This window comes from Streptomyces sp. SID14515 (assembly GCF_010548505.1).
In the GTDB taxonomy this organism is placed as follows: domain Bacteria; phylum Actinomycetota; class Actinomycetes; order Streptomycetales; family Streptomycetaceae; genus Streptomyces; species Streptomyces caviscabies.
The window spans coordinates 1-25,094 of record NZ_JAAGMH010000092.1 but is presented as its reverse complement, the minus strand read 5'-3'; the positions used below and the strand labels follow the sequence as shown (position 1 = coordinate 25,094).

At 70.8% G+C, this 25,094-nt stretch carries 25 protein-coding genes and 3 pseudogenes; 14 read left to right on the top strand and 14 right to left on the bottom strand.

The window, feature by feature from the left end:
• Window positions 1-228: 228 nt before the first annotated feature.
• From glnII to G3I54_RS19870, 3 genes are all read right to left on the bottom strand, one after another.
• On the bottom strand, window positions 229-1,263 hold the full coding sequence (glnII, locus tag G3I54_RS19880; protein WP_164616211.1) for a glutamine synthetase: 1,035 nt from the start codon (window positions 1,261-1,263) through the stop codon (window positions 229-231).
• A gap of 222 nt (window positions 1,264-1,485) precedes the next feature.
• The gene (locus tag G3I54_RS19875; RefSeq protein ID WP_164616210.1) at window positions 1,486-2,625 is read right to left on the bottom strand and encodes a hypothetical protein; all 1,140 of its coding nucleotides are present in this window, start codon (window positions 2,623-2,625) and stop codon (window positions 1,486-1,488) included.
• Window positions 2,622-4,124, bottom strand: coding sequence for a hypothetical protein (locus G3I54_RS19870; RefSeq protein WP_164616209.1), 1,503 nt, complete (start codon window positions 4,122-4,124; stop codon window positions 2,622-2,624). The genes G3I54_RS19875 and G3I54_RS19870 overlap by 4 nt, the downstream gene beginning before the upstream one ends.
• A 296-nt stretch (window positions 4,125-4,420) precedes the next feature.
• On the opposite strand from G3I54_RS19870, the gene G3I54_RS19865 reads away from it, so the two are divergent.
• Complete coding sequence (locus G3I54_RS19865) at window positions 4,421-5,332, top strand: Gfo/Idh/MocA family oxidoreductase (RefSeq protein WP_164616208.1); 912 nt, start codon at window positions 4,421-4,423, stop codon at window positions 5,330-5,332.
• Here the strand turns inward: G3I54_RS19865 and G3I54_RS19860 are convergent.
• Complete coding sequence (locus G3I54_RS19860) at window positions 5,289-6,734, bottom strand: PLP-dependent aminotransferase family protein (protein WP_164616207.1); 1,446 nt, start codon at window positions 6,732-6,734, stop codon at window positions 5,289-5,291. The genes G3I54_RS19865 and G3I54_RS19860 overlap by 44 nt on opposite strands.
• Window positions 6,735-6,781: 47 nt before the next feature.
• Between G3I54_RS19860 and G3I54_RS19855 the strand changes: the two genes are divergently transcribed.
• On the top strand, window positions 6,782-7,300 hold the full coding sequence (locus G3I54_RS19855) for a carboxymuconolactone decarboxylase family protein (RefSeq protein WP_164616205.1): 519 nt from the start codon (window positions 6,782-6,784) through the stop codon (window positions 7,298-7,300).
• Window positions 7,301-7,361: 61 nt separating this feature from the next.
• Here the strand turns inward: G3I54_RS19855 and G3I54_RS19850 are convergent.
• Window positions 7,362-7,538: pseudogene (locus tag G3I54_RS19850) on the bottom strand (ArsC/Spx/MgsR family protein); the annotation flags it as partial.
• A 15-nt stretch (window positions 7,539-7,553) separates the two neighbouring features.
• Window positions 7,554-7,919 carry an ArsC/Spx/MgsR family protein gene (locus G3I54_RS19845; protein WP_164616204.1) on the bottom strand — a complete coding sequence of 122 codons (366 nt, stop codon included), beginning with the start codon at window positions 7,917-7,919 and terminating at the stop codon, window positions 7,554-7,556.
• Window positions 7,920-8,038: 119 nt separating this feature from the next.
• Between G3I54_RS19845 and G3I54_RS19840 the strand changes: the two genes are divergently transcribed.
• The 5 genes from G3I54_RS19840 to G3I54_RS19820 all read left to right on the top strand — a co-directional run bounded on the left by G3I54_RS19840 (window position 8,039) and on the right by G3I54_RS19820 (window position 11,022).
• The gene (locus G3I54_RS19840) at window positions 8,039-8,344 is read left to right on the top strand and encodes a hypothetical protein (RefSeq protein ID WP_164616203.1); all 306 of its coding nucleotides are present in this window, start codon (window positions 8,039-8,041) and stop codon (window positions 8,342-8,344) included.
• A gap of 132 nt (window positions 8,345-8,476) precedes the next feature.
• Window positions 8,477-8,950: a hypothetical protein gene (locus G3I54_RS19835; protein ID WP_164616202.1), complete on the top strand. Its 474-nt coding sequence runs from the start codon at window positions 8,477-8,479 to the stop codon at window positions 8,948-8,950.
• Window positions 8,951-8,985: 35 nt separating this feature from the next.
• Entirely contained in the window at window positions 8,986-9,816 is an 831-nt protein-coding gene (locus G3I54_RS19830; RefSeq protein WP_164616201.1) for a M55 family metallopeptidase, read from the top strand.
• Between the two features lie 57 nt (window positions 9,817-9,873).
• On the top strand, window positions 9,874-10,407 hold the full coding sequence (cpt, locus tag G3I54_RS19825) for a chloramphenicol phosphotransferase CPT (protein WP_164616199.1): 534 nt from the start codon (window positions 9,874-9,876) through the stop codon (window positions 10,405-10,407).
• Between the two features lie 48 nt (window positions 10,408-10,455).
• Window positions 10,456-11,022, top strand: coding sequence for a GNAT family protein (locus G3I54_RS19820; RefSeq protein ID WP_164616197.1), 567 nt, complete (start codon window positions 10,456-10,458; stop codon window positions 11,020-11,022).
• A 36-nt stretch (window positions 11,023-11,058) separates the two neighbouring features.
• On the opposite strand, the gene G3I54_RS19815 is transcribed toward G3I54_RS19820, so the two are convergent.
• Together G3I54_RS19815 and G3I54_RS19810 are read right to left on the bottom strand one after the other, a co-directional pair.
• Entirely contained in the window at window positions 11,059-11,301 is a 243-nt protein-coding gene (locus G3I54_RS19815; RefSeq protein ID WP_164616196.1) for a hypothetical protein, read from the bottom strand.
• A gap of 534 nt (window positions 11,302-11,835) precedes the next feature.
• Window positions 11,836-12,054 carry a hypothetical protein gene (locus tag G3I54_RS19810; protein ID WP_164616195.1) on the bottom strand — a complete coding sequence of 73 codons (219 nt, stop codon included), beginning with the start codon at window positions 12,052-12,054 and terminating at the stop codon, window positions 11,836-11,838.
• A 336-nt stretch (window positions 12,055-12,390) separates the two neighbouring features.
• On the opposite strand from G3I54_RS19810, the gene G3I54_RS19805 reads away from it, so the two are divergent.
• The 4 genes and pseudogenes from G3I54_RS19805 (at window position 12,391) to G3I54_RS19790 (ending at window position 16,655) form a co-directional block, all read left to right on the top strand.
• Complete coding sequence (locus G3I54_RS19805; protein WP_239144451.1) at window positions 12,391-14,763, top strand: hypothetical protein; 2,373 nt, start codon at window positions 12,391-12,393, stop codon at window positions 14,761-14,763.
• Between the two features lie 368 nt (window positions 14,764-15,131).
• A complete protein-coding gene (locus tag G3I54_RS19800; protein ID WP_343240369.1) occupies window positions 15,132-15,428 on the top strand; it encodes a peptide deformylase in 297 nt (98 codons plus the stop codon).
• 14 nt (window positions 15,429-15,442) lie between these two features.
• Window positions 15,443-16,288: pseudogene (locus G3I54_RS19795) on the top strand (IS5 family transposase).
• A 97-nt stretch (window positions 16,289-16,385) separates the two neighbouring features.
• Window positions 16,386-16,655, top strand: coding sequence for a hypothetical protein (locus tag G3I54_RS19790; RefSeq protein ID WP_164616194.1), 270 nt, complete (start codon window positions 16,386-16,388; stop codon window positions 16,653-16,655).
• A gap of 512 nt (window positions 16,656-17,167) precedes the next feature.
• On the opposite strand, the gene G3I54_RS19785 is transcribed toward G3I54_RS19790, so the two are convergent.
• A complete protein-coding gene (locus G3I54_RS19785) occupies window positions 17,168-17,539 on the bottom strand; it encodes a helix-turn-helix domain-containing protein (RefSeq protein WP_164616192.1) in 372 nt (123 codons plus the stop codon).
• A 178-nt stretch (window positions 17,540-17,717) separates the two neighbouring features.
• Between G3I54_RS19785 and G3I54_RS19780 the strand changes: the two genes are divergently transcribed.
• Window positions 17,718-18,611, top strand: coding sequence for an NAD(P)-binding domain-containing protein (locus G3I54_RS19780; protein ID WP_164616191.1), 894 nt, complete (start codon window positions 17,718-17,720; stop codon window positions 18,609-18,611).
• A 127-nt stretch (window positions 18,612-18,738) separates the two neighbouring features.
• Here G3I54_RS19780 and glnA read toward each other — a convergent pair whose 3' ends face one another.
• Entirely contained in the window at window positions 18,739-20,148 is a 1,410-nt protein-coding gene (gene glnA, locus G3I54_RS19775) for a type I glutamate--ammonia ligase (protein ID WP_164616190.1), read from the bottom strand.
• A 294-nt stretch (window positions 20,149-20,442) separates the two neighbouring features.
• On the opposite strand from glnA, the gene G3I54_RS19770 reads away from it, so the two are divergent.
• Window positions 20,443-20,850 carry an RDD family protein gene (locus tag G3I54_RS19770; protein ID WP_203686772.1) on the top strand — a complete coding sequence of 136 codons (408 nt, stop codon included), beginning with the start codon at window positions 20,443-20,445 and terminating at the stop codon, window positions 20,848-20,850.
• A 94-nt stretch (window positions 20,851-20,944) separates the two neighbouring features.
• On the opposite strand, the gene G3I54_RS19765 is transcribed toward G3I54_RS19770, so the two are convergent.
• The 4 genes from G3I54_RS19765 to lipB all read right to left on the bottom strand — a co-directional run bounded on the left by G3I54_RS19765 (window position 20,945) and on the right by lipB (window position 24,228).
• Entirely contained in the window at window positions 20,945-21,652 is a 708-nt protein-coding gene (locus tag G3I54_RS19765) for a DUF4191 domain-containing protein (protein ID WP_030080758.1), read from the bottom strand.
• Between the two features lie 68 nt (window positions 21,653-21,720).
• On the bottom strand, window positions 21,721-21,921 hold the full coding sequence (locus tag G3I54_RS19760; protein WP_003969591.1) for a hypothetical protein: 201 nt from the start codon (window positions 21,919-21,921) through the stop codon (window positions 21,721-21,723).
• A gap of 270 nt (window positions 21,922-22,191) precedes the next feature.
• Window positions 22,192-23,169, bottom strand: coding sequence for a lipoyl synthase (lipA, locus tag G3I54_RS19755; protein ID WP_164616188.1), 978 nt, complete (start codon window positions 23,167-23,169; stop codon window positions 22,192-22,194).
• Between the two features lie 231 nt (window positions 23,170-23,400).
• Window positions 23,401-24,228 carry a lipoyl(octanoyl) transferase LipB gene (gene lipB, locus G3I54_RS19750; protein WP_164616187.1) on the bottom strand — a complete coding sequence of 276 codons (828 nt, stop codon included), beginning with the start codon at window positions 24,226-24,228 and terminating at the stop codon, window positions 23,401-23,403.
• 313 nt (window positions 24,229-24,541) lie between these two features.
• Between lipB and G3I54_RS19745 the strand changes: the two are divergent.
• Window positions 24,542-25,094: pseudogene (locus G3I54_RS19745) on the top strand (regulator); the annotation flags it as partial.

Sequence of the window (25,094 nt, the reverse complement as noted above, 5' to 3'; positions counted from 1 at the left end):
AGGCCAGAACGGTTCGAGGTCGCTGCGACCCGACGCGATGTGCTGGTAGCTGGCCATGTGCTCCATTGAAGCAGACATTGCGGCTGTGCATCAGACTCCTCTCACCCGTCGATACGGACCCTTTGCGTTACGTTCCTCACGTCCGGCCGCCGCGGCCCACGAAAGAGGGGCCCACCGGCGAACCGGCGGGCCCCTCTTCGCGTGTCCGGTACGTGACCGGCGGCGGGATCAGACCTGGTCGGCCTTCTCCAGCGCGGTGCAGCAGGTGTCGACGATCAGCCGCGTGACGACGTACGGGTCGACGTTGGCGTTCGGACGACGGTCCTCGATGTAACCCTTCCGGTCCTGCTCGACCTGCCACGGGATACGGACCGAGGCGCCGCGGTTGGAGACGCCGTAGCTGTACTCGTTCCACGGGGCGGTCTCGTGCAGACCGGTGAGCCGGTCGTCGATGCCCGCGCCGTAGTTCTTCACGTGGTCCAGCGGCTTGGAACCCTCACCCAGCGACTCGCACGCGGTGATGATCGCGTCGTAGCCCTCGCGCATCGCCTTGGTGGAGAAGTTGGTGTGCGCGCCCGCGCCGTTCCAGTCGCCCTTGACCGGCTTCGGGTCCAGGGTGGCGGAGACGTCGAAGTCCTCGGCGGTGCGGTAGAGCAGCCAACGGGCCACCCACAGCTGGTCGGAGACCTCCAGCGGGGAGAGCGGGCCGACCTGGAACTCCCACTGGCCGGGCATGACCTCGGCGTTGATGCCGGAGATCCCGAGCCCCGCCGCCAGGCAGTTGTCGAGGTGCTTCTCCACGATCTCGCGGCCGAAGATCTCGTCCGCGCCGACCCCGCAGTAGTAGCCGCCCTGCGCGGCCGGGAAACCGCCCTCGGGGAAGCCGAGCGGCCGGTGGCCGTCGAAGAAGGTGTACTCCTGCTCGATGCCGAAGATCGGGGCCTGGCCCGCGAACTGCTCGGCGACCGGGCGCAGCGCGGCACGGGTGTTGGACTCGTGCGGCGTCATATCGATGTTGAAGACCTCGCACAGCACGAGGACGTCGTCGCCGCCGCGGATCGGGTCCGGACAGGTGAAGACGGGCTTCAGTACCCGGTCGGACGCGTGGCCCTCGGCCTGGTTGGTGCTGGAGCCGTCGAACCCCCAGATGGGCAGATCCGCCACGTCACCCGACGGCGTCCCGTCCATGATCTTCGTCTTGGAGCGAAGCTTGGCGGTCGGCTCGGTGCCGTCTATCCAGATGTACTCAGCCTTGAACGTCACGGACGCCATCCTTTGCGGGTGCAGCGGTCTATGCAGCGCAGCTTGGCAAGACGCGATTTCCCGTCCGTTGCCCTCATGTGAACCCCGTGTTACCGAGGTTTCCTGTGTTTTGCCCGTGCTGAACGGGGCGTTTTGTCCGGCCCCGTCACCCGTCGCTCGTCGCCCGTCACCCATCGCCCGTCGCCCGTCACCCCGCCCCCGCCCGCAGGCAGAGGCCGACGCTCACACGTTGCCCTTGAGCAGCGCCGAGAACCCGGCCGCCCGCAGCCGGCGCACCAGCTCCTCCCGGCTCGACCCCAGCACGGCGGCCGCCGCGTCCAGCCGCCAGTCGGCCCCGGCCACGGTCCGCAGCAGATGGCCGCGGCGGATCTGCGCGTCGGAGAGCCGGAACGTCTTGAGGTAGGCGACCCGCCCCCGGTGATCGGTGATCGTCTCCCCGATGTGCTGCCCGCCCGTGTCCCGGACGAACGGCGGCAGGAAGCGCCACAGGGTGAAGGACTTCATCCGGTACACCTGGTCGAACGCGTACGAGGAGTCCAGCAGCTCCCGCGCGAACACGGTGTCGTGCGCCTCCTCCCAGACCCGCTCCTGAGCCCGCGCGGCCGCCCGCAGCTCACCGAGGTCGCGGATGTGCTCCGCGCCCCCGATCCGCACCGGAGTCTGCGCCACCGGCGCCCCGTACAGCGCGTACTGGTGCACCAGCTCCCCGTAGAGGTCCTCCACCAGCGAGGCGTGCAGAAGGCGGTAGTCGTCCGGGTGCGGGACGACGAAGGCGGCGGCGAGCGTGTCGGAGACGTACACCATCACCCCGCACTGGCCCGGATGGATCTCGAAGATCCGCAGCGCGTCCGCGAGCCCGCGCACCGACCGCCCGAGGTACGCGTCCTCGGCGCGCGGCGAGAGCCCGTCGCGCAGGGCCGTGCGGGACCACTCCTCCCAGGCGGTCGACGGACCGCCGAAGTGCAGCGCGAGATAGCCCTCCAGCGCCAGATGCAGCGGCAGGAACCGCAACCGGTCGCCGGGCCGCCGCTTGGCCATCCGGTGATGCGGCAGCGGCGGCAGGGGGATGGCCCGGGGCACGTCGCCGCCACCGAACTGGGTGCCGTACGCGGCCGACTGCCGACCCGCCTCCGGGTGCTGGCCGTCCTCGCCCGACCAGTCGGCGACCAGCCCGTGCGGGATGTACGAGACATAGCGCTCCCGCTGCCCGAGCTCGACGATCCCCACGCCCAGGCCCTCGTACACCTCACGGTGCAGCCGCAGCCCCGCCACCGGCTCCGCCCGGACCAGCGGGACGAGCCGGACGCCGCCCCACACCTGCGAGGGCCGGGCGGTGAGCCCGCTCAGCTCCAGCCGGTTCACACGACCACCCCTTCGCCTTGTCCGTCTCCCCCTCCGGTGAACCGGGCCACCCGCCGGTCCAGATAGGCGTACAGCTCCGCCGGCCCCGTACGCCCCTCCGCGAACCGGGCGATCTCCACCAGGGCGGGCAGATCCTCCGCGTCCCGGATCCCGGCCGTCGCCACCCCCGCCGCCAGCCGCCGCACATCGAAACCCTCGGCGTCGTATACGGGGTTGACGTGCACCACGGCCGTCCGCCGCGCCGGATCCAGCCGGTGCCGCCACACCCGCAGCACCTCGCCGGCCAGCCCCGCCGGGGCGTTGTCCCAGCCGTCCGAGACGATCACCAGCCGGTCCGGGGCCGCCCCGCCAGGACCCGGCTCCAGCGCGTCCAGCACCCGCATCCCCAGCGGGGACGGCCCCCACGGCCGTACGAGCAGAGCATCCCGCGCCCCCGAGGTCCACAGCCCCCGGTACGCGCCGGGCGCGGCGAGCGCCTCCAGCAGATGGTGGCAGGCCAGCGCCACGGCGAGCGGCCGCCGCCGCTTCTGCCCCGACCCGGACGAGGAGAAGCTGTCGTCCAGCACCGCGTGCACCCGCCCCCAGCTCCCCGCGTGCCCGCCCGCCGCCCGGCGGGCCGCCGCGCGCAGGGCGCCGGTCAGCTCGGCGCGCCGCTCGGCACGCTGCTCGAAGCCGAGCGACAGCACGTACAGCGCGAGCCGGGTCAGCGGCATCACGGTCAGATCGACGTCCGGCCGCCGCTCACCCACCACTCGCTGCTCCTGGGTACGCAGCCGCTCCAGCCGGGTCATCCGGGGCGCGGCGCGCTTCAGGAACACCTCGCGCTTCATCCCGTGTCGGGCGGCGAACCCCTCCGCGACGGTGAACGGCAGCTCGGCCACCGCCCCCTGCTCGTAGTGGGCGCGCCGCCAGGCGTCGAGCAACCCGTGCTCGTAGCGGGGCAGCCGCCCCGGCCGGAACAGGAACGCCCCGACCTCGGAGAGCGGGGCGGCCCCCTCCGGGCAGGGCAGATGGATGTGCCGGGCGGCGGTCTTCAGCCCGGCCCGGTACTTCACGGCGTCATGGCCCAGATCCGGCCGGGCCGCCAGCCAGTCCCGCATGATCGCGCGGGTCCGCCGGTTGTTGACTCCGGCCCGCCGCAGCTCGCCGAAGAGCCGGTAGACGCGCGGCGGCGGCAGCAGTGCCAGCCGGGCGGCGATGAGCCGGCCCTCGGTACGCCGCTCCTCGGGGCTCGCCTCGCCCGTCGTCTCCAGCAGTCGGCGCACGATGAGCGCCGCGTTGTGGTGGTTGATGTCCAGGGCCAGCGAAGCCGCGTACACCCGGCGGTAGTTGACCCGTACATAGGTGTGCAGGAAGTCCAGGGACAGCTGCTGGTCGGCGGCGCCCGAACGGAACTCGCGCTGCCCGGTCGCGGTGATCGCCGCGTTCACGAAGAGCAGGACGTCCTCGGCGGCGACGAGGTCGGTGGCGCGGTCGGCGCGGCTTTCGGGCGTGTTCATGGTCGTCCCCCGGGAGGCTGGAGTGCCGGCCGGGGAATGGAGGCGCGAACAACGAAATCATCGCTTCACAGGCAAGTCTCGGGAGTCGCGCCGGAGTCCCGCGGCCGGCCCCGGAAACGTAACGGGGCAAGGCCGCTTCGCGCCACCGCATTCGGGGTCCGGGTGCCTTCCGGGGCGTGGCGGCGTGCGGGGCCGGGCATCCTGGCCGGGCGCCTGCCCCGGCGGGCGGGCGAGCGGGCGGGTGAACGCCCCGGCCCCCTGCCCGACCGCCCGCCGCACCCGGCACACTGGCACGCATGACGACTGCAGGCACCACCCCTCTGCGCATCGGCCTCCTCGGCACCGGCCCCTGGGCCCGCAACACCCAGGCCCCCGCGCTCGCCGCCCACCCCGGCGTCGAGCTGAGCGGGGTGTGGGGCCGCCGCGCCGAGGCGGCGGACGCCCTCGCCGCCGCCCACGGGACGCACGCGTACACCGGCGAGGAGGGCATCGACGCGCTCCTGGAGGCGAGCGACGCGGTGGCCTTCGCGCTGCCGCCGGACGTCCAGGCCCCGCTCGCGGTCCGGGCGGCGGAGGCGGGCTGCCACCTCCTGATGGACAAGCCGGTCGCCACGACGGTGGCGGGGGCCCGTGCGGTGGCCGAGGCGGCGGAGAAGGCGGGCGTGGCCTCGGTGGTCTTCTGCACGCTGCGCTTCGCGCCCGAGACCTCCGCGTGGATCGCCGAACAGGCGGCGGTGGACGGCTGGTTCACGGCCCGCGCCCAGTGGCTCGGCTCGCTCTACGCCGAGGGTTCGAGCAGCGAGTACGCGGACTCCCCGTGGCGGCGCGAGAAGGGCGGCCTGTGGGACGTCGGCCCGCACGCGCTCTCCGTGCTGATCCCGGTCCTGGGCGACGTCGAGCGCCTGACCGCCGCCCCGGGGCCGGCCGACACCACGCACCTGATTCTGCGCCACACCTCCGGCGCGTCCAGCACGGTGACGCTCGGGCTGAGCGCCCCGCCCGGCGCGGCGGGCGTCGAGATCGAGTTCCGGGGCGAGCGGGGCACGGCGTCGATCCCCGGCTGGGCCGGCGCGGAGACCGCGTTCCGGGGCGCGGTGGACGCCTTGGCCGAAGCGGTACGCACGGGGGTGCCGCACGCCTGCGACGCCCGCTTCGGCCTGCACCTCACGGAGCTGCTGGCGGCGGCGGAGGAGCAGGCGGCGGGCTGACCGGCGGCAGGGAGCGGCACAGGGCCTCCAGCGCCTCCGGATAGGCGGACTCGGCGGGTGTGGCGTACCCGACGACGAGCCCGTCCCGGGGGTGTCGGTGGTCCGCCCCCGGGTGCAGATAGTCGGCGAGACCCTCCACCGCGAGCCCCTGCCAGGCCGCCGCCCGGACCGCCGACCGCTCGGTGCCGGGCGGCAGCTCCACCACGGCATGCAGCCCGGCCGCGATCCCGGTGACCCGGACGTGCGGGGCCCGCGCGTGCAGGGCGGCCACCAACTGGTCCCGGCGGCGACGGTGGCGCTGCCGCATCCGCCGCACCTGCCGGTCGTACGCGCCCGACTCGACGAAGTCCGCGAGGGTGAGCTGCTCGGTGGCGCTGGAGAACTGCTCCCGCTCGCCCTTGGCCGCGACGACGGGGGCGACGAGCCGCTGGGGCAACACCATCCACCCGATCCGGAGCGCAGGGGAGAGGCTTTTGCTCACGGACCCCACCAACACCACATGCTCGGGATCGAGCCCCTGGACGGCGCCCACGGGCTGCCGGTCGTAGCGGAACTCCCCGTCGTAGTCGTCCTCGACGACGAGCCCGCCGGTGGCCCGGGCCCAGTCGACGACGGCCGCCCGCCGCGCGGGGTGCAGCGGTCCGCCGGTGGGGAACTGGTGGGCGGGCGTGAGGAGTACGGCACGGTCGCGGCGAGTGAGCCCGTCGTCCCGGGCACCGTCCGCGTCCACGCCGAGCGGCCGGGTGCCGACCCCGTGGGAGGCGAGCAGCTCGCGGTGGAAGGGCAGCCCGTACTCCTCCGCCGCCCACGGACCGCCGACCACCTCCGCGAGCAGCCGCAGCCCGTGCGCGGCCCCCGAGCACAGCACGATCCGCTCCGGCGCGGTCCGTACCCCGCGCACCCGGGCCAGATAGCCGGCCAGGGCCCGCCGCAGCTCGGGCCGCCCGTGCGGATCACCGGGCCCGAACGCGTCGTCGGGTGCGGCGGCGAGCGCCCGCCGCGCCGAGGCCAGCCAGGCGGTGCGCGGGAAGACCGAGGGGTCCGGCTGCCCCTGGACCAGGTCATGGACCGGGCGCGCCGGGCGCTCGGGGGTACGCGGCCGATGCACCGGGGTCACCGGGACGGCCCGCTCGGCGACCCGCGTCCCCGACCCCTGCCGGGCCGCCAGCCACCCTTCCGCGACGAGCTCCGCGTACGCGTCGGCGACGGTGTTGCGGGCCAGGCCCAGGTCGGCGGCGAGCGAGCGGTAGGGCGGCAGCCGGGTGCCCGGGGCGAGCCGCCCGCCGCGCACGGCATCACGGAGCGCGTCCATCAGAAGGGCCCGGCGATTACCCGTGCCGGAGAGCTCCAGCGGCAGATCGCTGCCCAGGACCTCCGCGGAATTGACCCATGAATCCGTCATAGAAATGCACCCCACACCCAGTCGCCTGTCGCCCTAGATTCGTACCCATGACGACGACGGAGATCAAGACGAACGACCGCACCACCGCCCCCGCCACCACCGTGCGGCGCAACAGCGGCACGGGCCGGCTCGACTTCGCGAAGACCGCCCCGAAGGTCTTCCGGGCGGTGATCGGCCTGGACGCGGCGGCCCGCGCCGGCCTGGACCCGACGCTGGTCGAACTGGTCCAGATCCGCGCCTCGCACCTGAACCGGTGCGCGTACTGCCTGCACATGCACACCACGGACGCGCGCAAGGCGGGCGAGAGCGAGGAGCGCCTGCACATGGTCGCGGTGTGGCAGGAGGCGACCCACTTCTTCACGGAGAAGGAGCAGGCCGCGCTCGACCTGACGGACGCGGTCACGCGGATCGGTGACGCCGGAGTGCCGGACGCGGTCTACGACCGGGCGGCGGCCCACTTCGACGAGGAGGAGCTGGCCCACCTGCTGGCCCTGATCTTCACGATCAACACCTGGAACCGCATCGCCCTGTCCACGGCCAAGCGCGCGGGCACGGACGAACGCTGAGCCCGCACGGCATTCGCCCCCGGGGTCTCACAAGAGCTGGATCGTCAACGGGCCCACGTCCTCAGACACCGCGCCCCAGCGCGTCCCGCACCGCCTCCTCGCTCCGCGCCACCACGGCCGTGCCGTCCTCGGCCGTGATGATCGGCCGCTGGATCAGCTTCGGGTGCTCGGAAAGGGCTGCGACCCACCGCTCCCGCGCCCCGGCGTCCCGGGGCCACTCCTTGAGCCCCAGCTCCTTAACGGGCCCACGTCCTCAGACACCGCGCCCCAGCGCGTCCCGCACCGCCTCCTCGCTCCGCGCCACCACGGCCGTGCCGTCCTCGGCCGTGATGATCGGCCGCTGGATCAGCTTCGGGTGCTCGGAAAGGGCTGCGACCCACCGCTCCCGCGCCCCGGCGTCCCGGGGCCACTCCTTGAGCCCCAGCTCCTTCGCCGCCGCCTCCTGGGTCCGCGTGATGTCCCACGGCTCCAGACCGAGGCGGTCCAGCACGGCCCGGATCTCCTCCGGCGAGGGCACGTCCTCCAGGTAGCGGCGGACGGTGTAGTCGGCCCCTTCCGCGTCGAGCAGGGTGAGCGCGCTGCGGCACTTCGAGCAGGCCGGATTGATCCAGATCTCCATGGGGCCAAGGTTACGCGAGGGACTGCCGAAATGGCCTCTGGCCAGGGGCGATTGTCAGTGGAGGGCAGTAAAATGGAGGGAGTTCGTGAGGGTTCCACCACGCTGCCAGGAGGATGCCGATGGCCGTTGCCACAGCCACGACCGAGCCGCTCGACCGACAGCTCCCGATGCCCTTCCACCCGCCGCTTCCGGTGCCGCTGCCGAAGAAGCGACTGCCCGCGGGCCGCCCCCGCGAGTGGTACGTCTCCCACAACCGCCGCCTCAAGGCCATGCGCCTGGCCATCGCCCTGCTCGACAGCGGGGTCTACCAGCCCTCCAGCGCCGGCAACCACCGGATACGCGTCACCGCCGAGCGCCTGGGCATCCACCCGCCGTCCGACACCACCTGCCGCATGGTCCGCGCCCTGATCCGCTACGGCCGCTGACCCGACTCACGCGTCGATCGCCCGGTGTCCCCGGCCGGCCCGTCCGGCCGGGGACACCGGCATGCCCGGCCCGCCGCCCCTGCGGGATCATGGTCACGACCGCACAGGGGACACGGGTGAAAGGGCGTCACCATGGCGGCAGATCTCTGGACTTCGGCCGTATCGCTCGCCGGGGTCGCGCTGGGCGGTGGCCTGACGGCTCTCGCCCAGCGCGCCACCCAGCGCTCGGCGGAACGCGTCGAGGAGCGCCGCCAGGCGGTGGCGACGACGGAGAGCCGCCGGGCCGAACAGATCGCTGTGCTCAAGGAGTTCGTCTCCTGCGCCCAGGCCGCGGAACGGGCCGCCTACCGCCGCCCCGACCCGTGGGGCGACGACGAGGACGGCTGGATGACGCAGACGAGCCCGGTCATGACCGCACTGTGGACCGCGTCCGGCAATGTCACGCTCCTGTGCGACGAGGCCTTGCGCGAGCCCGTGACGGCGTACGGCCACGCCCTCAACGCCGCCGTGTGGCGCGACATCGGGGACGTCGAGGTCAACGAGCACCTGGAGGAGGCCAAGACCGCGTTCATGAACGCGGCACGGACGAGCCTCGCCGGCTCCTGACCGGCCACACGCACGCGAGGTAGGCTCCCGGCTTCATGAAGGTACTCATCTCGGTCGACATGGAAGGCGTCTCGGGCATCGTCCACCCCGCCGAGACGAACCCCGAGCGTTACGACTACCAGCGCGGCCGGGAGCTGATGACGGCAGACGCGAACGCGGTGATCGCGGGCGTCCTGGACGCCGACCCCACGGCCGACGTCCTGGTGGCGGACGCGCACGGCACCTTCCGCAACCTCCTGCCGGAACAGCTCGACCGCCGAGCCCGTCTGGTCCGGGGCAAGCCGCGCGCGCTGAACATGCTCGCCGGGCTCGCCGCGGAGACCGACGCGGCGCTGTTCGTCGGCTACCACGTGCGCGCGGGGGAGGGGCCGGGCGTGCTGGCGCACACCATGAACGGCGAGATCCTCGACGTACGGGTGGCGGGCCGCTCGCTGGGCGAGATCGGGCTCAACGCCGCCATGGCCAGCCACCTCGGCGTACCGGTCGTCCTGCTCAGCGGCGACGACGCGGCCTGCGCCGAGTTGACCGAGCTGGTCCCGGCGGCGGTCACCGTCGCGGTCAAGGAGGCCCTGGGCGCTGCGGCCGCCGTGACCCTGCACCCGGAGGAGGCCCGGGACCGGCTGCGCCGAGCGGCGGCGGACGCGATCACCCGCCGCGCGGAGATCCCGCCCCTGACGCTCGCCCCCGCTCCGCTGGACGTGGAGGTCGACCTCGCGGGCGCGCACACCGTCGACCTGGCGACCCTCGTACCGGGCGTCACGCGCACCGGCGGCGCCCGTACGGTCGCCTTCACGGCCCCCGACTACGCGACGGCGTACCGCCTGATCCTGCTGCTCGCGCAACTGGCCACGATCAGGCCCGCCTAGCGAGCGGCTCGCCGAAAACGCGTCGAACACCGCACGGGTTGCCTCTACTGTGACCGGGTGACAACCCAGGTGATCGTGCTGAACGGCGGCTCCAGCTCCGGCAAGTCCGGCATCGTCCGCTGCCTCCAGGCTCAATTGCCGACCCCGTGGCTCGCCGCCGCGATCGACACGTTCGTCGACGCGCTGCCCGCGTCCCTGAGGTCGGGCGGCGAGGGCATCGAGTTCGCGGCGGACGGCGGTGTGGCGATCGGCGAGGAGTTCCGCAGGCTGGAGGCGGCCTGGCGCGAGGGCGTGGCCGCGATGGCCCGGGCGGGAGCGAAGGTCATCATCGACGACGTGTTCCTCGGCGGCCCGGCCTCCCAGGAACCGTGGCACAAGGCGCTGACGGGCCTGAACGTCCTGTGGGTGGGCGTCCACTGCGAGGGCGCGGTCGCGGAGGCCCGCGAGATCGCCCGGGGCGACCGCCCGAGGGGCATGGCCGCGGCACAGGCGGAGACGGTCCACCGGGGCGTGGCGTACGACCTGGAGGTGGACACCACGCACACGGAGTCCCTGACCGTCGCGAGAACGATCGCACGCCACGTAACCTGACCGACCGACCTGACCGCCCCCTGCATGCACACACCAGTCTGGAGCCCGATGAGCGACCTGTGGACCGGCGAGAGGGTACGCCTGCGGGGCATCGAACCGCAGGACTGGGAGGGCTTCCGGGCCCTGGCCCTGCACACCGTGGACGCCCGCAACGCCGACGTGGTCGAACCCCCGCGCTCGGACGAGAGCTTCCGCGCCTGGGCCACCGAACGCGCCGGCCGCACCCCGAACCCGGCCTCGTACCAACTGGTCATCGAGACCCGCTTCGAGCACGCCTTCGTGGGCGCGGTGTCGGTCGGCGAGACGGACGCGAGGGCGGGCCGCTTCCGTACGGGCATCGAGGTCACCCGCGAACACCGCCGCCAGGGCTACGCGGCCGAGGCCACCGAACTGATCCTCACCTACATGTTCGCCGAACAGCGCTGTCACAAGTGCGAGGTGGAGGTCTACGCCTTCAACGACGCCTCGCTGGCCCTCTACCGCAAACTCGGCTTCGTGGAGGAGGGCCGCCTGCGCCAGCACGAGTTCTTCGCGGGCACGTACCACGACGTGGTCCTGCTGGGCATCACGGCGGACGAGTACTGGGCGGGAAGGGCGCGGCCCTCGCTGCGCTGACGCCGCGCTCACACCACCCGTACAGGCCCCTGGCGATCAGTGGGCTCGCTGCCCCGTCGAGGCCGCGGAGCTCTTGAACTCGAACTTGAAGTCGGTGCCGTCCAGTACGTCGCCGGCGATGACCTTCCACTGGTCCGCCGTGGTGGTCTTGTAGGCGCTCTGGGTGCCCACATCGCCCTTGGCGGCCGTACCGGCCGCACTGGCCGTACCGCCGACGAGACCGCCCCCGGCGAGCGCGCCGGTCATGGCGACGGCGAGGAAGCGCTTGCGGATCTGCATGAGAAACCCCCGATGTCGATGGCCGCGGCCCGACCCCCGGTGCAGCGGGCCGCGTTGACCGACAACCGCGATGGCGGGTCGCTCCCAGGGCCGGTACCTGGAATGTTGCAGGTACCGACTGCTCTGTCGTCCGCCGCGGCGGACGGCTGGAGAGCGATCGCCACGAGCGTCAAGGACTACACCGAGCTTCAGTTCCACTCCCGGAGCGACATCAAGTTGACGGGGTGCTACGCCGCGTGAGCGACGGGGTTGTGTTCTTCCGGCGATGGATGCCAACTCGGCCAAGCCGGGGTGTGGGTACACCAGCATCCCGAGTCCCGGCCCGGTCGACATTTGCCGGGCCGGCGACGGTGCGGTCGTGGCGGTTGAGGTCAGCTGGCCGCCTGTCCGAGTCGGCACCGCTGGTGTCGTCAAAAGCACCAGGCAGCCACGGGCCCGACTGTATTGGACAGGGTGACCTTCGATGCGCAGGTCGAGCTCGCCGGGAAGCGATAAAGTGCGGCGCCGAGCTCCCGCCAGTGTCCGCCGGGTTGATCAGCGCCGGAGGAGACCGGTCAACGCACGGAGTGCGAGCAGAAGTTGGCTGAGCAGCAACTCCAGTACTCGCGCGGCCGCTTGCCGACGCTGGATCCGGCGTGACCACACCGCAGGCAGAACAACGCCCAGATAGAGCAGCAGGAAGACGACCAGGACAACAACACCCGGAGAGGAGAACGCGGTCGCACTGGTGCGGACGGCATCGGCGAATGGCACGAGGGTCCCTTCGTGGAGAACAGGTCGATCGGGACTCTCGCTGTCCGATGGGTCCGTACGGAACCGCGATTCTCTGTTTGTACAGTCGAAGCCGAGAGTGGGAAGGTCACCGGGCGTACGTCGAGTGGCCGTCCAACGGCGGGGTGAGACAGATCGGACAGGCGAGGCAGCGTGCCGGGCAGTGCTGAGGAACGGTTCCGATCGGACCTGCGGACCCTGGGGGAGTGGCGCCTCAGCAGGCTCAAGCCCGTGCCGGCGCTGCGCAGACTTGCGAGCAGTGCCCGTGTCAAGTCACCTTCGACGGTCGCCGGCTGGCTCCTCGGACGGAACTTGCCGATGTCTGCGGAGCGATTGATCGAGCTGGTGCGCGCCATCGGTGCCGAGGCGAAGCGCCAAGGAGTGGAGCCGCTGCGCGACGAGCGGCATCTTTTCGACTTCGACCACTGGCGCCATCGCCATCGGGATGCCGCTGCCGAGCGGATGAGTGGGCACAGCGGTGGCAGCGCGCGACAGCCGGTGTACTCGGGCGGAGGGCCCGGCATCGTCAGCCCCCTCGATCTACCACGTCCGCTGGCCGACTGGCAGCCTGAGCGGCTCGGAGTGCACGGGGCGATCGCCGATCCGCTGCGGGCGGACGCCATAGGCTTCGTGCTCCCGGCGTACATCGTCCGCCGCCACGACCACGAGCTGCGGGACCTGCTGACGGATGCGGCGTCCGGAGAGGATCCCGTTCTGCTTGTGCTGAGCGGGTACAGCTGCACAGGAAAGACCCGCGCCGCGTACGAGGCGGTCGCTGCCTGCCTCGCCGACTGGATGCTGGCGTATCCGAAGGACGCCGACAGCCTGCACCGGCTTCTCGCCGCCGACGCTCTCGGCCCACGCACTGTGCTGTGGCTCAACGAGGCCCAAGAACTGCTCGGCGGCCATGGCGGTGAGGCCGCTGCTGCCGCACTGCGCCGAAGGTTGGAGCAGCCGGAGCCGTTGGTGGTCATCGCCACCCTTTGGCCGGGCCACCGACACGAACTGACCGATCGCCCGACCGGAGTCCAGGACCGCCACCCGCAGGCCAGAGCGCTGCTCGCGGGGGCGCGGGTGATCACTGTTCCTGCGGTCTTCGACGGCCCGGCGTTGGGACGGCTGCACGAGACGGACGACGGGTCGCTGGCCGTCGCCGCGCAAACCGCTCCGGACGGTTCCGTCACTCAGACCCTGGCGGGCGGCCCGGCTCTGATCCAGTGGTACGAGCAGGCGGACGGAGCGCAGGATTGCTATGGCAAGGCCGTTGTCACGGCCGCGATGGACGCGCGCAGACTAGGCCATACCTCCCCGCTCCCGCTCGCGCTTCTGGAAGCGGCCGCGCCAGGCTATCTGACGGATGCTCAGCGTGCCGCAGCGCCGGTGGAATGGTTCGAGACCGCATTTGCCTTCGCACGGACCAGGATCAAGGACGTGGTGGCGGCGCTCGGCGACGTTGCCCACGACCACGGCATGGGCGCGCAGCCGGGAGTGTGCCGCCTGGCGGACTACCTCGACCACTACGCCCGGACGGCCCGGCGCGAGTGCTTCCCGCCGGCCTCGTTCTGGCACGCCGTCGAACACCACTCGGCGACCGCTGCCGACCTGTACGAACTGGCCCGCTCCGCACAGCACCGGGGGCGGCTGCGTCTGGCGGCCGCGCTGCTGCGCCGAGCGGCGGACGAAGGACACGGTCCGGCTTGGGAGCCGATCGTCACGATGATGGCGTACCGGGACCTGACCGAGGAAGCCGAGAGCTTGGCGCGATCGGTCCTCCGGAGCGGGGACCCGGAGCCGATGCTGGCCTTGGCCTGGACGCTCAGTGAGTCCGGCGACGCCGATGAGACCGAGCGGCTTGTCAGGGAAGCGGCCACGACCGGGCTGGCTTCCGCGCTGACCTCGCTGGCGGAGGTGCTGTCTCAAGGGCCGGAGGCGGAAAAGGCGTTGGCAGAGGCTGCGGAGCTCGGAGATCCGGAAGCGCCGTTCCTGCTGGCCAAACTTCGCCAGAACCAGAACACGTGCGACCTTGCGGAGTATGAAGAGCTTCTCTGGATGGGAGCCTCGGCGGGTGACCGGAATGCCAAGGGCGAACTGGTGACGCTCAAGTGCCATGCTGACGAGTGGGACGAGGCTGAGGTCCTGGCCCGATCGTTCGCGGAACGTGGCGATGGATTCGAACTGGGCATGATGGCGATCGAACGGGATCAGGGCGGTGACCGGGCCGAGGCCGAACGGTTGGCCTGGACGGTCGTCGAACTGGCCGACCGGGATGCGCTCGGCGCAGCGAAGCGGCCTTGGCCGGTCGGGACGTTCGCTGCGGTCGCCGCACTGATGAGCGTGTACTCGGACGACGTGGAGTCGGTCCTGCATCGGCTGACTGAGTTCCGTAACCCTCAGACCTGGGCAGTGGCGGCCCGGTGCCAGGAGGCGCACCACCCGGACCGGGCCGAGACGCTGTATCGGCGCGCGGCAGAGCGAGGAGACCTCTACGCGCTGGAGAGGCTGGCCATGATGGAACGGAACCGGAAGGCGCCCGGTGCCGAACGCACGCACCGGGCGGCGGTCGATGCCGGTTGTGGCGTCGGCCCGCTTGCTGATCTCTGGGAGCACGAGGGCAGAGCTGAGGAGGCCGCGCAGGCACAGTGCTACGGCTTGGAGATCGACGGCTCGATCGCCGCTCCCTGGACGTTCTAGCCGCCGAGGCCGACAGCAACGAGTGGGGCTGTCGGACGTGTCGGGCAACCGCGCGAGACGGTGGCGAAGCCGGTGCTGGTGCGGACGTCGGCGAGGCCTGGCTGCTCTTCGAGGACGAGCACGGCCGCTTCCCTCTCCACTCAGGCGAGTCCGCCCGGACCGAGTACGCGTACACCGTGGCCCACGAGAAGGGGGCAACTGGTTCCAGGAGCCGTACGTCTGCCCACCCGCGCAACGTGAGGTCCAGTTGGTCCCCCCGGCTGTTCTCGACCTGTCGTCCGGGGCACCGAGACATCCATGACCGCCGAAGCCTCGCCGTTGCGCACCCCGCTCATCCGCGGGGACGCCGGTGAACAGCGGACGTTCACGTGGATTTCGAGCTGCCCGCCGAACGGGACGAAGCAGAACGGGTCGTGGACGAGCTGTTCGCCGCCATGGACCGCATCGGTCAGGTGCACCCCTTCGCCAAGGGCACGGGCCTCGCGACCCCACAGATCGGCATCAGCCGCGCCGCCGCCGTCGTCCAGCAGCCCGGCGACGCGCCCTCCATCGTCCTGCTCAACCCCCGGATCACTGAGAGCTGCAACGAGACGGACGAGTACTACGAGGGCTGCCTGAGCTTCTTCGACGTACGGGGCCTAGGCCGTTTCTTTCGGATCATCTGATCGTTGGTTGATGTGTGTCGTTGACTGACGCCCAATGGGCGAGGATCGAGCCGCTGCTGCCGGACCGGACTCCGAAGCGGGGCGGGCGGTGGCGGGATCACCGGCAGGTGATCGACGCGATCGCGTTCAAGTACCGCACCGGGACGCCGTGGATGGACCTGCCCGAGCACTTCGGATCGTGGAAGGGCGCTCATAACCGGTTGCGGAAGTGGGCCACCGACGGCACCTGGGAGAAGGTCTTCACCGCCCTGCTGGCCCAGGCCGACGCCGAAGGCGACTTCGACTGGGTCGTCGCGGTCGACTCCACCGTCGTCCGAGCTCATCAGCACGCTGCCGGGGCCCGTCAAAAGGGGCCCCGGCCGACGAGCCGGACCACCATGCCCTCGGACGGTCCCGCGGCGGGCTGACCACAAAGATCCACCTTGCCGCGGACAGCCGCTGTCGGCCGCTCGCCTTCGTTCTCACACCCGGCCAGGCAGGTGACGCACCCGCGTTCACCCAGGTAATGGCCCGGCTACGGGTGCCCCGGCCGACCGGCCGTCCCCAGGACCACGCCGGAGGTGGTCCTGGCCGACAAGGCGTATTCGTCCCGCGCGATCCGCGCTCATCTTCGCCGGCGTGGGGTCCGGGCGGTGATCCCACAGCCCGCCGACCAGGCCGCGAACCGCAAACGCCGCGGCAGCCATGGCGGCAGACCACCGGCCTTCGACCGCGACGCCTACAAACAGCGCAACACAGTCGAGCGGTGCATCAACAAGCTCAAACAGTGGCGCGGTCTGGCCACCCGATACGACAAGACCGCCACCATCTACCAAGCGGCACTCCACCTCGCGGGCATCTTCATCTGGTCCGCGCGCTGACTCGAAGCCGCCCTTGGCGCAGAATGATCGTGTGTTTCCTCCTCGACTGCTGTGGTGCGATCCTCGGCCCATTCCCCGGTTCAACCTTCAGGAACCGGTGACACTGATCGTCCGGGATCCCGGCTTCCACGAGCCGACTGACGAGGACGACTGCGCGGTGTTCTCCTACTTCTGTCAGGCGCATGACCGCTTCTACCAGCGCGAGGCTTGCGGGGAGGGGCCGCATCTCATCGCTCTGCACTGTGAGGAGCACGGGCTTGAATACATGTGGCCACAGCCACTCACGCTCCTGTTCCCTGCAGGTTTTGAGCCGCCGCTCAGCGGGGTGCAACTCAGCTGGCTGCAAGCAGAGTGGGATGCCACCTAGCCATGATCCGAAAGAGGCGCCCTAGTACCCCGCCCCATGACGATCACTGGCGCGGGAGCCACCCCTATTCCCGTGGAGCAGTACCAGTGAACGCTCGTGACCTTCGGCGCTGCTCTGAATAGAGGCCGATGCGATCGTGCGGAATCCGGGAACACACAGGCCTGACCGGCTCAGGGCGAGGAGGTGCGAGTGGCCAGTTCCGTTCTATGGCGGGAGCGCTTGTCCGCAGGCACCAAGGCAGTTCAGGAGGAAGCGATCCGCTGGTACCAGGAGACGCCCCACGGGCAGGCTTATGTGCCGAAACGGTGAGCACCGTTACGACGTCGTCCTTGGCGAGCAGGCCCTCTATCCGAACAACGGTGACGGCGCCAGGGCAGCCCTGCGGGAGGCCCGGTCCTTCTGGAGCGAGGCTCGGCGCGACTGACAGCACCATCGACGGCTGCCGCGCACTCCGAGGGGGTGTCAGGGGCTGCGGAACGGCCTCGAAGGTGCTCGGACCGTCGGTACGCGCGTCATGACGCCGCCGACCCCGATACGCCTGCCGACTCCGCGGCCCCGCGCGCGGCTTCGAGGCGCTCCATGTTCTCCTCGCCCCACTGCCCGAGTGGTGCGAGGACCTCGATGAGCGAGTGGCCGAACTCCGTGAGCGAGTACTCCACCTTGGGCGGGACCTGATGGTGGACCTCCCGGTGCACCAGGCCGCTCGCCTCCAGCTCCCGCAGTTGCAGGGTCAGCATCCGTTCGCTGATGCCGGTCACCGTGCGCCTCAACTCACCGAAGCGCAGAGGCCCTTCATCGAGCCAGAACAGGATGAGGCCCTTCCACTTTCCTCCCATGACGTCGATCGCGGCATCCAACCCGCACGTATAGCTCCGCCTCTTCATCAGTGCTCCCTAACAAAAGTGTGGGTATCGGCTAAAAATGTAGGTACTTGTAGAACAGTTCGCGCCCCCACAGCATGGAACCGACAGTGCACGGAGAGCGCAACAGCCCCGTGCGAAAGCGGACATGAACCTGGTCGCAGGGTTCGGCCGCATCGGCTGGAGACAGGAGCACCACCACATGACAGGGCACCTCCGCACCCCCGTGACCGTCATCGGGCTGGGCTCGATGGGCAGGGCGCTGGCCGAGGCCTTCATCGACGCCGGGCACCCGGTCACCGTATGGAACAGGACCCCGTCGAAGGCCGCACCGCTTGTGGCGAAGGGGGCCGTACAGGCGCGGTCGACGGGTGCGGCGGTCGCGGCGAGCGGGCTCGTCATCACCTGCCTGACCACGTACGACGACACCCTCGAAGCACTGGAACCGGCGGCCGCCGCCCTCGACGGGCGTGCCCTGGTGACCCTGAACAGCGGGTCGCCTGCCGGGGCCCGCGCGATGGCGGCCTGGGCGGACGGGCACGGAACGCGGTATCTGGACGGAGCGATCAAGAACGTGCCGTCTGCGGTCGGGGCCGAGAGCACGCTCCTGTACTACAGCGGAGATCGCTCGGTCTTCGACGAGTTCACCCCGACGCTGCGGGTGATGGGCGGCGACACCGTCCACCTCGGTGAGGACCCGGATCTGGCCGCCCTCTACGAGATGGCGGTGGGCGGCACCCTGCTGCCCGCGCTCGTCGGCTTCTTCCAGGGCGCGGCGGCCTTGCAGGCGCGCGGCCTGGAGGCCGCCTCCATGGTGCGGTTCAGCGTCAAGTGGTTCGAGATGATCAACTCGGTCCTGCCCGTCTTCGCCCAGGAGATCGACAGCGGCGACTACAGCGATCCGGCGTCCTCGGTGAACCTGTTCCTGGCCGGCGCCGTCCACGACGAGGAACTCGGCAAGGAGGCGAACCTCGACGTCGAGTGGCACAAGGCCTTTCACGACCTGCTGCGGCGAGCGGTCGACGCGGGCCACGGCGACCACAGCATCTCCGCCCTGACGGAAATGCTCAGGAAGCCCGGCCGGGCTGCCGCGTAGCCCGGAGCGCGACCCGGCCGGCGTACTTGTCCGTGGCGCGGCTGACGAACGAGCGAGGGCCGCCGCCTCCCGGAGGAGGTGGCGGCCCTCGGCTTCTCGGGCGCGGGTGAGCCCGGCCCGGGTGTGCCTAGATGTCGAAGTACAGCTCGAACTCGTGCGGGTGCGGCCGCAGCTGGATCGGGGCGATCTCGTTCGTGCGCTTGTAGTCGATCCACGTCTCGATCAGGTCCGACGTGAAGACGCCGCCCGCCTGGAGGTACTCGTTGTCCGCCTCCAGGGCGTCGAGCACGGCCGGGAGGGAGGTCGGGACCTGCTGGACGTTGGCGTGCTCCTCGGGAGCCAGCTCGTAGAGGTCCTTGTCGATCGGCTCGGCCGGCTCGATCTTGTTCTTCACGCCGTCCAGGCCCGCCATCAGCAGCGCGGAGAACGCGAGGTACGGGTTCGAGGACGGGTCCGGGGCGCGGAACTCGACGCGCTTGGCCTTCGGGTTCGAGCCGGTGATCGGGATGCGCATCGCGGCGGAGCGGTTGCGCTGCGAGTACACCATGTTGACCGGGGCCTCGAAGCCGGGGACCAGGCGGTGGTAGGAGTTCACCGTCGGGTTGGTGAAGGCCAGCAGCGACGGGGCGTGCTTCAGGATGCCGCCGATGTAGTAGCGGGCCATGTCCGACAGGCCGGCGTAACCCTGCTCGTCGTAGAAGAGCGGCGAGCCGCCCTGCCACAGCGACTGGTGCACGTGCATGCCCGAGCCGTTGTCGCCGAAGATCGGCTTCGGCATGAAGGTCGCGGTCTTGCCGTTGCGCCAGGCGACGTTCTTCACGATGTACTTGAAGAGCATCAGGTCGTCGGCCGCGGCGAGCAGCGTGTTGAACTTGTAGTTGATCTCCGCCTGGCCGGCGGTGCCGACCTCGTGGTGCTGGCGCTCGACCTGGAGGCCGTTCTTGTCCAGCTCCAGGGAGATCTCGGCACGCAGGTCGGCGAAGTGGTCGACCGGCGGGGTCGGGAAGTAGCCGCCCTTGTAGCGGACCTTGTAACCGCGGTTGTTCTCCTCCGACCCGGTGTTCCAGGCGCCGGCCTCGGAGTCGATGTGGTAGAAGCTCTCGTTCGCCGACGTCTGGAAGCGGACGTTGTCGAAGACGTAGAACTCGGCCTCCGGGCCGAAGTACGCGGTGTCCGCGAAACCGGTCGAGGCGAGGTAGGCCTCGGCCTTCTTGGCGATGTTGCGCGGGTCACGGCTGTACTGCTCGCCCGTGATCGGGTCGTGGATGAAGAAGTTGATGTTGACGGTCTTGTCGCGGCGGAAGGGGTCCACCCGAGCCGTCGACAGGTCCGCGCGCAGCGCCATGTCGGACTCGTGGATGGCCTGGAAGCCGCGGATCGACGAACCGTCGAAGGCCAGTTCCTCGGCCGGGTCGAAGGTCGCTGCCGGGATCGTGAAGTGCTGCATCACCCCGGGCAGGTCGCAGAACCGGACATCGATGAACTTGACGTCGTTGTCCGCTACGTACTTCTGCACTTCGTCGGCGTTCTGGAACATCCAACTCCTCCTACTCCCGGCCCGGGAGGGACGGGGTTGTAGCTCGTGGTGCGGCCAGTGCGGTGGCACACGCTGGACCCGACCATAGGCAGGCGTGATTTCTCAAGCGTGACCCATTTGTTTCGCCCAAGTTAACCGGGGCGGTGGTGGGCGGCATCTCAGCGGCTGTCTCCGCGCGGCTGTTTCCGTGCCCCGCCCGGCCGGGGGCAAACATGGGCGCAGTACCGTGGACGGGTGGACAACAGGCAAGCAATCGGATCGTGGCTCTCGGGGCCCCGCGCGGCCGCCGAGCAGATGGGCGCCGACTTCGGCTACCGGGGCAAGGGACTCGGGCTGCCCGAGGAGGGGCCCGGCGCGGTCGCTCCGCTCGGGCGGCGCTTCGGGGCGCTCTTCATCGACTGGTCGCTCTGCATGGTGATCGCATACGGGCTGTTCGCTCGCGGTGACCAGCAGGCGGCGGGGAACTGGGCGCTCGGGATCTTCCTCGTGATGAGCCTGCTGACCGTCGGGACCATCGGCTGCACTCCCGGGAAGCGCCTCCTGGGCGTACGGGTGGTCGCCGAGGGCGGCGGGCGGCTCGGGTTCGGGCGCGTGATCGTGCGGACCGTGCTGCTGCTGCTCGTCATCCCCGCGCTGGTCTGGGACCGCGACGGGCGTGGGCTGCACGACCGGCTGTCGCGTGCCGTGCAGGTCCGGATGTGACCCCGACCGCCTAGGGGCGTGAGAAACGGGGCGGCCCCGGGACCGTTCACCGGTCCGGGGCCGCCCCGTCGTGTGCGTACGTCGGCCGCCGCCGTCAGCGCATCTTTCCGCCGCGGGGCATCCGCATGCCCTTGGGCATCGGGCCCTTCGGCAGCGGCATGTTGCTCATCAGGTCGCCCATCGCGCGCAGCCGGTCGTTGGTGGAGGTCACCTGCGGGCCGGTCAGGACGCGGGGGAGCTTCAGCATCTTGGTGCGGACCTTCTTCAGGGGCACCTGGCCCTCGCCGTTGCCGACGATGATGTCGTGCACCGGCACGTCCACCACGATGCGGGCCATCTTCTTCTTCTCGGCCGCCAGCAGGCTCTTCACCCGGTTCGGGTTGCCCTCGGCCACCAGGACGATGCCGGCCTTGCCGACCGCCCGGTGGACGACGTCCTGGCTGCGGTTCATCGCCACCGCGGGGGTGGTGGTCCAGCCGCGTCCGATCCGGTCCAGGACGGCGGCCGCCGCTCCGGGCTGGCCCTCCATCTGTCCGAAGGCCGCCCGCTCGGCGCGCCGGCCGAAGATGATCGCCATCGCGAGGACGGCCAGGACGAAGCCCAGGATGCCCAGATAGACCGGGTGACCGATCGCGAAGCCGATGCCGAGGAGGACACCGAACGTGAGGATTCCGACGCCCGCGACGACAAGACCGATCTTGCTGTCGGTCCGCTTGGTCATCTTGTAGGTCAGGGCGATCTGCTTGAGCCGCCCTGCGTTCTCGGCGCTGTCCGCGCCTTCAGTTTTTGCCTTCCTCGCCATGTACCGAAGTTTACGTGGCGGGGGAGCGAGTCAGGAACGTGGGAGCGGTCCAGGAACGTGGGAGCGACCTAGGAACGGTGGTCGGCCACGGCTTCCAGCACGTGCTGGGCCTCCACCCGGTCCTTGGCGCGGCGGCGGTCCTCCAGGACGGCCGTCCAGGCGTTGCGGCGGGCGGTGCGCTGGCCGCTGCTCAGCAGCAGCGACTCGACCGCGCGCAGGGCGGTGGTGACGGACGGAAGGGCGTGGGCGCGGACCGGTGCGGCCTGCATCGTGGTGTTCCCCCTCGGAATGGATGCGCCCCCAGGGGCGCGGACTGAGTACGGGAAGCGGTGACGGCGGCTGCGGATGATCGCCGCCGCACGTGTACCTAGGGTCACTGCTTGGTGTTACCAGCGCATGACCGGGCGGTCAAACACCAATGAAGCCTTGATTCCGGCGCCGCGCACGCCGAAGCGGTCCGTACGCGTCCCCGACCTGCGGGGAGCGTCCGGACCGCTTCGGTCACGCGGTTACTGCTCGGTAGTCGCTCGTGAGCGGATTCACACGGCCGGTGCGGCCTGGACGCTCCCGGCGGCGACGCCGCGCGCCTCCATCGCCTGCTGGAAGAGACGCCCCGCGCGGTACGAGGACCGCACCAGCGGGCCCGACATCACGCCGGAGTAGCCGATCGCGTCGGCCTCGTCCTTCAGCTCGACGAACTCGTGCGGCTTCACCCAGCGCTCGACCGGGTGGTGCCGTACGGAGGGGCGGAGGTACTGCGTAATCGTGATGAGCTCGCAACCTGCGTCGTGCAGGTCCTGGAGCGCCTCGCTGACTTCCTCGCGGGTCTCGCCCATGCCGAGGATCAGGTTGGACTTGGTGATCAGACCGGCCTCGCGGGCCCGGGTGATGACCTCCAGGGAACGCTCGTAACGGAAGCCGGGGCGGATCCGCTTGAAGATCCGCGGCACCGTCTCCACGTTGTGCGCGAGCACCTCGGGGCGCGAGGAGAAGACCTCGGCGAGCTGCTCGGGCTCGGCGTTGAAGTCGGGGATCAGTAGCTCGACCTTGGTCGCGCCGGCCTCCCGCTCCGCGGTGAGCGTGTGGATCTGGCGGACGGTCTCGGCGTACAGCCAGGCGCCGCCGTCCTCCAGGTCGTCGCGTGCGACGCCGGTGATGGTGGCGTAGTTCAGGTCCATCGTGACGACCGACTCGCCGACGCGGCGGGGCTCGTCACGGTCCAGCGCCTGCGGCTTGCCCGTGTCGATCTGGCAGAAGTCGCAGCGCCGGGTGCACTGGTCGCCGCCGATGAGGAAGGTGGCCTCGCGGTCCTCCCAGCACTCGAAGATGTTGGGACAGCCCGCCTCCTGGCAGACCGTGTGCAGCCCTTCGCCCTTCACCAGCTGTTGCAGCTGCTTGTACTCGGGGCCCATCTTCGCCCGCGTTTTGATCCACTCGGGCTTGCGCTCGATGGGGGTCTGGCTGTTTCGGACCTCCAGGCGCAGCATCTTGCGCCCGTCGGGTGCGACAGCGGACACTCCGGCTCCCCTTTGCTTTCTGCTGCGTTGGATTCGCGTTGGGTCGCGGTTCGATCCGCAGGTGGGTTCGCGGTTCGATACGCGGTTCGGATTCGCTTTGGATTCTTTGGCGAACACCAGGGTACGCCCGTACATCAAACGGTCCTACGCCTGCCCAACCTGCGGCCGGCGGGGCCTATTCCCCGGCCGGTGGTGGCGGTCGGGGCTACTGGCCGGTACGACCGGTGGGCCCTAAGCGGGGGCGGGCGCCGGAGCCGGGGCCGTGGCCTTGGGCTGTTCGACCGCCCTCGGCGCGAGCTCCGCGTTCTCCAGGATGTCCCGCAGGTGCTTCTCGACGACCGGCAGCACCTCCTCGATCGTGATCTCCCGGCCCAGCTCGTTGGAGAGGGACGTGACCCCGGCGTCGCGGATGCCGCACGGGACGATCCGGTCGAACCAGGTGTTGTCCGGGTTCACGTTGATCGCGAAGCCGTGCATCGTGACGCCCTTGGCGACCCGGATCCCGATCGCGGCCAGCTTGCGGTCCTCGCGGCGCTGGCCGGCGTTGGACGGGGCGTACTCCGGGCCGTTCAGCCGCGGGTCGAACTCCTCGTCCTGGAGTCGCGGGTCGAAGTCCAGCGAGAGGCCGCCCAGCGCCTGGCGCTGCTCGACCGGGTCGCCGAGCACCCAGACACCGCTGCGGCCCTCGACCCGGGAGGTCTCCACGCCGAAGTCGGCGGCCGTGCGGATCAGCGCGTCCTCCAGTCGGCGGACGTGCGCCACGACGTCGACCGGGCGCGGCAGCTTCTGGATCGGGTAGCCGACGAGCTGCCCGGGGCCGTGCCAGGTGATCTTCCCGCCGCGGTCCACATCGATGACCGGGGTGCCGTCGAGCGGACGCTCGTTGTCCGCCGTGCGGCGTCCCGCGGTGTAGACGGGCGGGTGCTCCAGGAGCAGGCAGGTGTCCGGCACCCGGTCCTCGAACCGGTCCGCGTGCACCTCACGCTGTTTCTGCCAAGCCTCCGTGTATTCGACGGCCTGTTCGCCGAAGCCCAGACGGACGAACCGCAGCTCGCTCACCGATGCCTCCCTACGTGGGCCCCGTATGCCCGGAGGGGTGTCCCCGGGATGACGGCGCCCTGCACTGATCGCGCCCGCATCCACTGTACGGCCGTCGCCCGAACGGCCTCCCGGCAGGTGGAACGGCCGCGTCCCGGGTACGCGGGCCGCGCATTCATGTGATGGGCGTTTCCGTCAGCTCTGTCCGGAATCCTCACACGATCGGATGAACGTGGAGCAAAGGGTGGCGGTGACCGCCCCGGTGGCCGCTAAATTCGCGCCGTTCCCATGAGGGCTGCCCGTCCGGCCCCGAAGGCAGGAGACCGTACAGCTGATGTCGGAACGACCCCCGCAGCGCACGCCCAACCGCCGACTCGCCTCACTCATCGCGGAAGCCGGGTTCTCGCACGCCGGCCTGGCCCGCCGGGTCGACCAGCTCGGCCTCGAACACGGCCTCGACCTGCGGTACGACAAGACCTCGGTCACCCGCTGGCTCCGGGGACAGCAGCCGCGCGGCACCACGCCCGCGCTGATCGCCGAGGTGTTCACCCGGCGGCTCGGGCGACGGCTCTCCGCGCAGGATCTCGGGCTCGACGCCTGCGCCCCCGTCTACGCGGGTCTGGAGTTCGCGGCCACTCCCACCGAGGCGGTCGACATCGTCAGCGGCCTCTGGCGCAAGGACTCCGGCACCCACACCGAGCTGCGCAAGATCGCCTTCACCCCGGCCGGACTCGTCGTCCCCAGCCGGGACTGGCTGATCGGCCGGGCCGACGAATGGGTGGCCCGGGACGGCGGCGCCGCCCGCCGGGCCGGGGGAGAGGCCGGAGCCGCCGGGCGTACGGACGGGGTGCCGCGCACCGAGGCCCGGGGCCTGCCGCGCCCGGCCG

Excerpts from the sequence above, each read along its gene's own strand:
- G3I54_RS19765 (WP_030080758.1), bottom strand. The coding sequence starts at position 21,652 with ATGGCGAGGAAGGCAAAAACTGAAGGCGCGGACAGCGCCGAGAACGCA.
- G3I54_RS19820 (WP_164616197.1), top strand. The coding sequence starts at position 10,456 with ATGAGCGACCTGTGGACCGGCGAGAGGGTACGCCTGCGGGGCATCGAA.
- G3I54_RS19860 (WP_164616207.1), bottom strand. The coding sequence starts at position 6,734 with ATGACGGATTCATGGGTCAATTCCGCGGAGGTCCTGGGCAGCGATCTG.
- G3I54_RS19845 (WP_164616204.1), bottom strand. The coding sequence starts at position 7,919 with ATGGAGATCTGGATCAATCCGGCCTGCTCGAAGTGCCGCAGCGCGCTC.
- G3I54_RS19770 (WP_203686772.1), top strand. The coding sequence starts at position 20,443 with ATGGGCGCCGACTTCGGCTACCGGGGCAAGGGACTCGGGCTGCCCGAG.
- G3I54_RS19870 (WP_164616209.1), bottom strand. The coding sequence starts at position 4,124 with ATGAACACGCCCGAAAGCCGCGCCGACCGCGCCACCGACCTCGTCGCC.
- glnA (WP_164616190.1), bottom strand. The coding sequence starts at position 20,148 with ATGTTCCAGAACGCCGACGAAGTGCAGAAGTACGTAGCGGACAACGAC.
- G3I54_RS19805 (WP_239144451.1), top strand. The coding sequence starts at position 12,391 with ATGTCTGCGGAGCGATTGATCGAGCTGGTGCGCGCCATCGGTGCCGAG.
- G3I54_RS19840 (WP_164616203.1), top strand. The coding sequence starts at position 8,039 with ATGGCCGTTGCCACAGCCACGACCGAGCCGCTCGACCGACAGCTCCCG.
- G3I54_RS19760 (WP_003969591.1), bottom strand. The coding sequence starts at position 21,921 with ATGCAGGCCGCACCGGTCCGCGCCCACGCCCTTCCGTCCGTCACCACC.
- G3I54_RS19835 (WP_164616202.1), top strand. The coding sequence starts at position 8,477 with ATGGCGGCAGATCTCTGGACTTCGGCCGTATCGCTCGCCGGGGTCGCG.
- G3I54_RS19830 (WP_164616201.1), top strand. The coding sequence starts at position 8,986 with ATGAAGGTACTCATCTCGGTCGACATGGAAGGCGTCTCGGGCATCGTC.
- G3I54_RS19780 (WP_164616191.1), top strand. The coding sequence starts at position 17,718 with ATGACAGGGCACCTCCGCACCCCCGTGACCGTCATCGGGCTGGGCTCG.
- G3I54_RS19865 (WP_164616208.1), top strand. The coding sequence starts at position 4,421 with ATGACGACTGCAGGCACCACCCCTCTGCGCATCGGCCTCCTCGGCACC.
- G3I54_RS19815 (WP_164616196.1), bottom strand. The coding sequence starts at position 11,301 with ATGCAGATCCGCAAGCGCTTCCTCGCCGTCGCCATGACCGGCGCGCTC.
- G3I54_RS19785 (WP_164616192.1), bottom strand. The coding sequence starts at position 17,539 with ATGAAGAGGCGGAGCTATACGTGCGGGTTGGATGCCGCGATCGACGTC.
- G3I54_RS19855 (WP_164616205.1), top strand. The coding sequence starts at position 6,782 with ATGACGACGACGGAGATCAAGACGAACGACCGCACCACCGCCCCCGCC.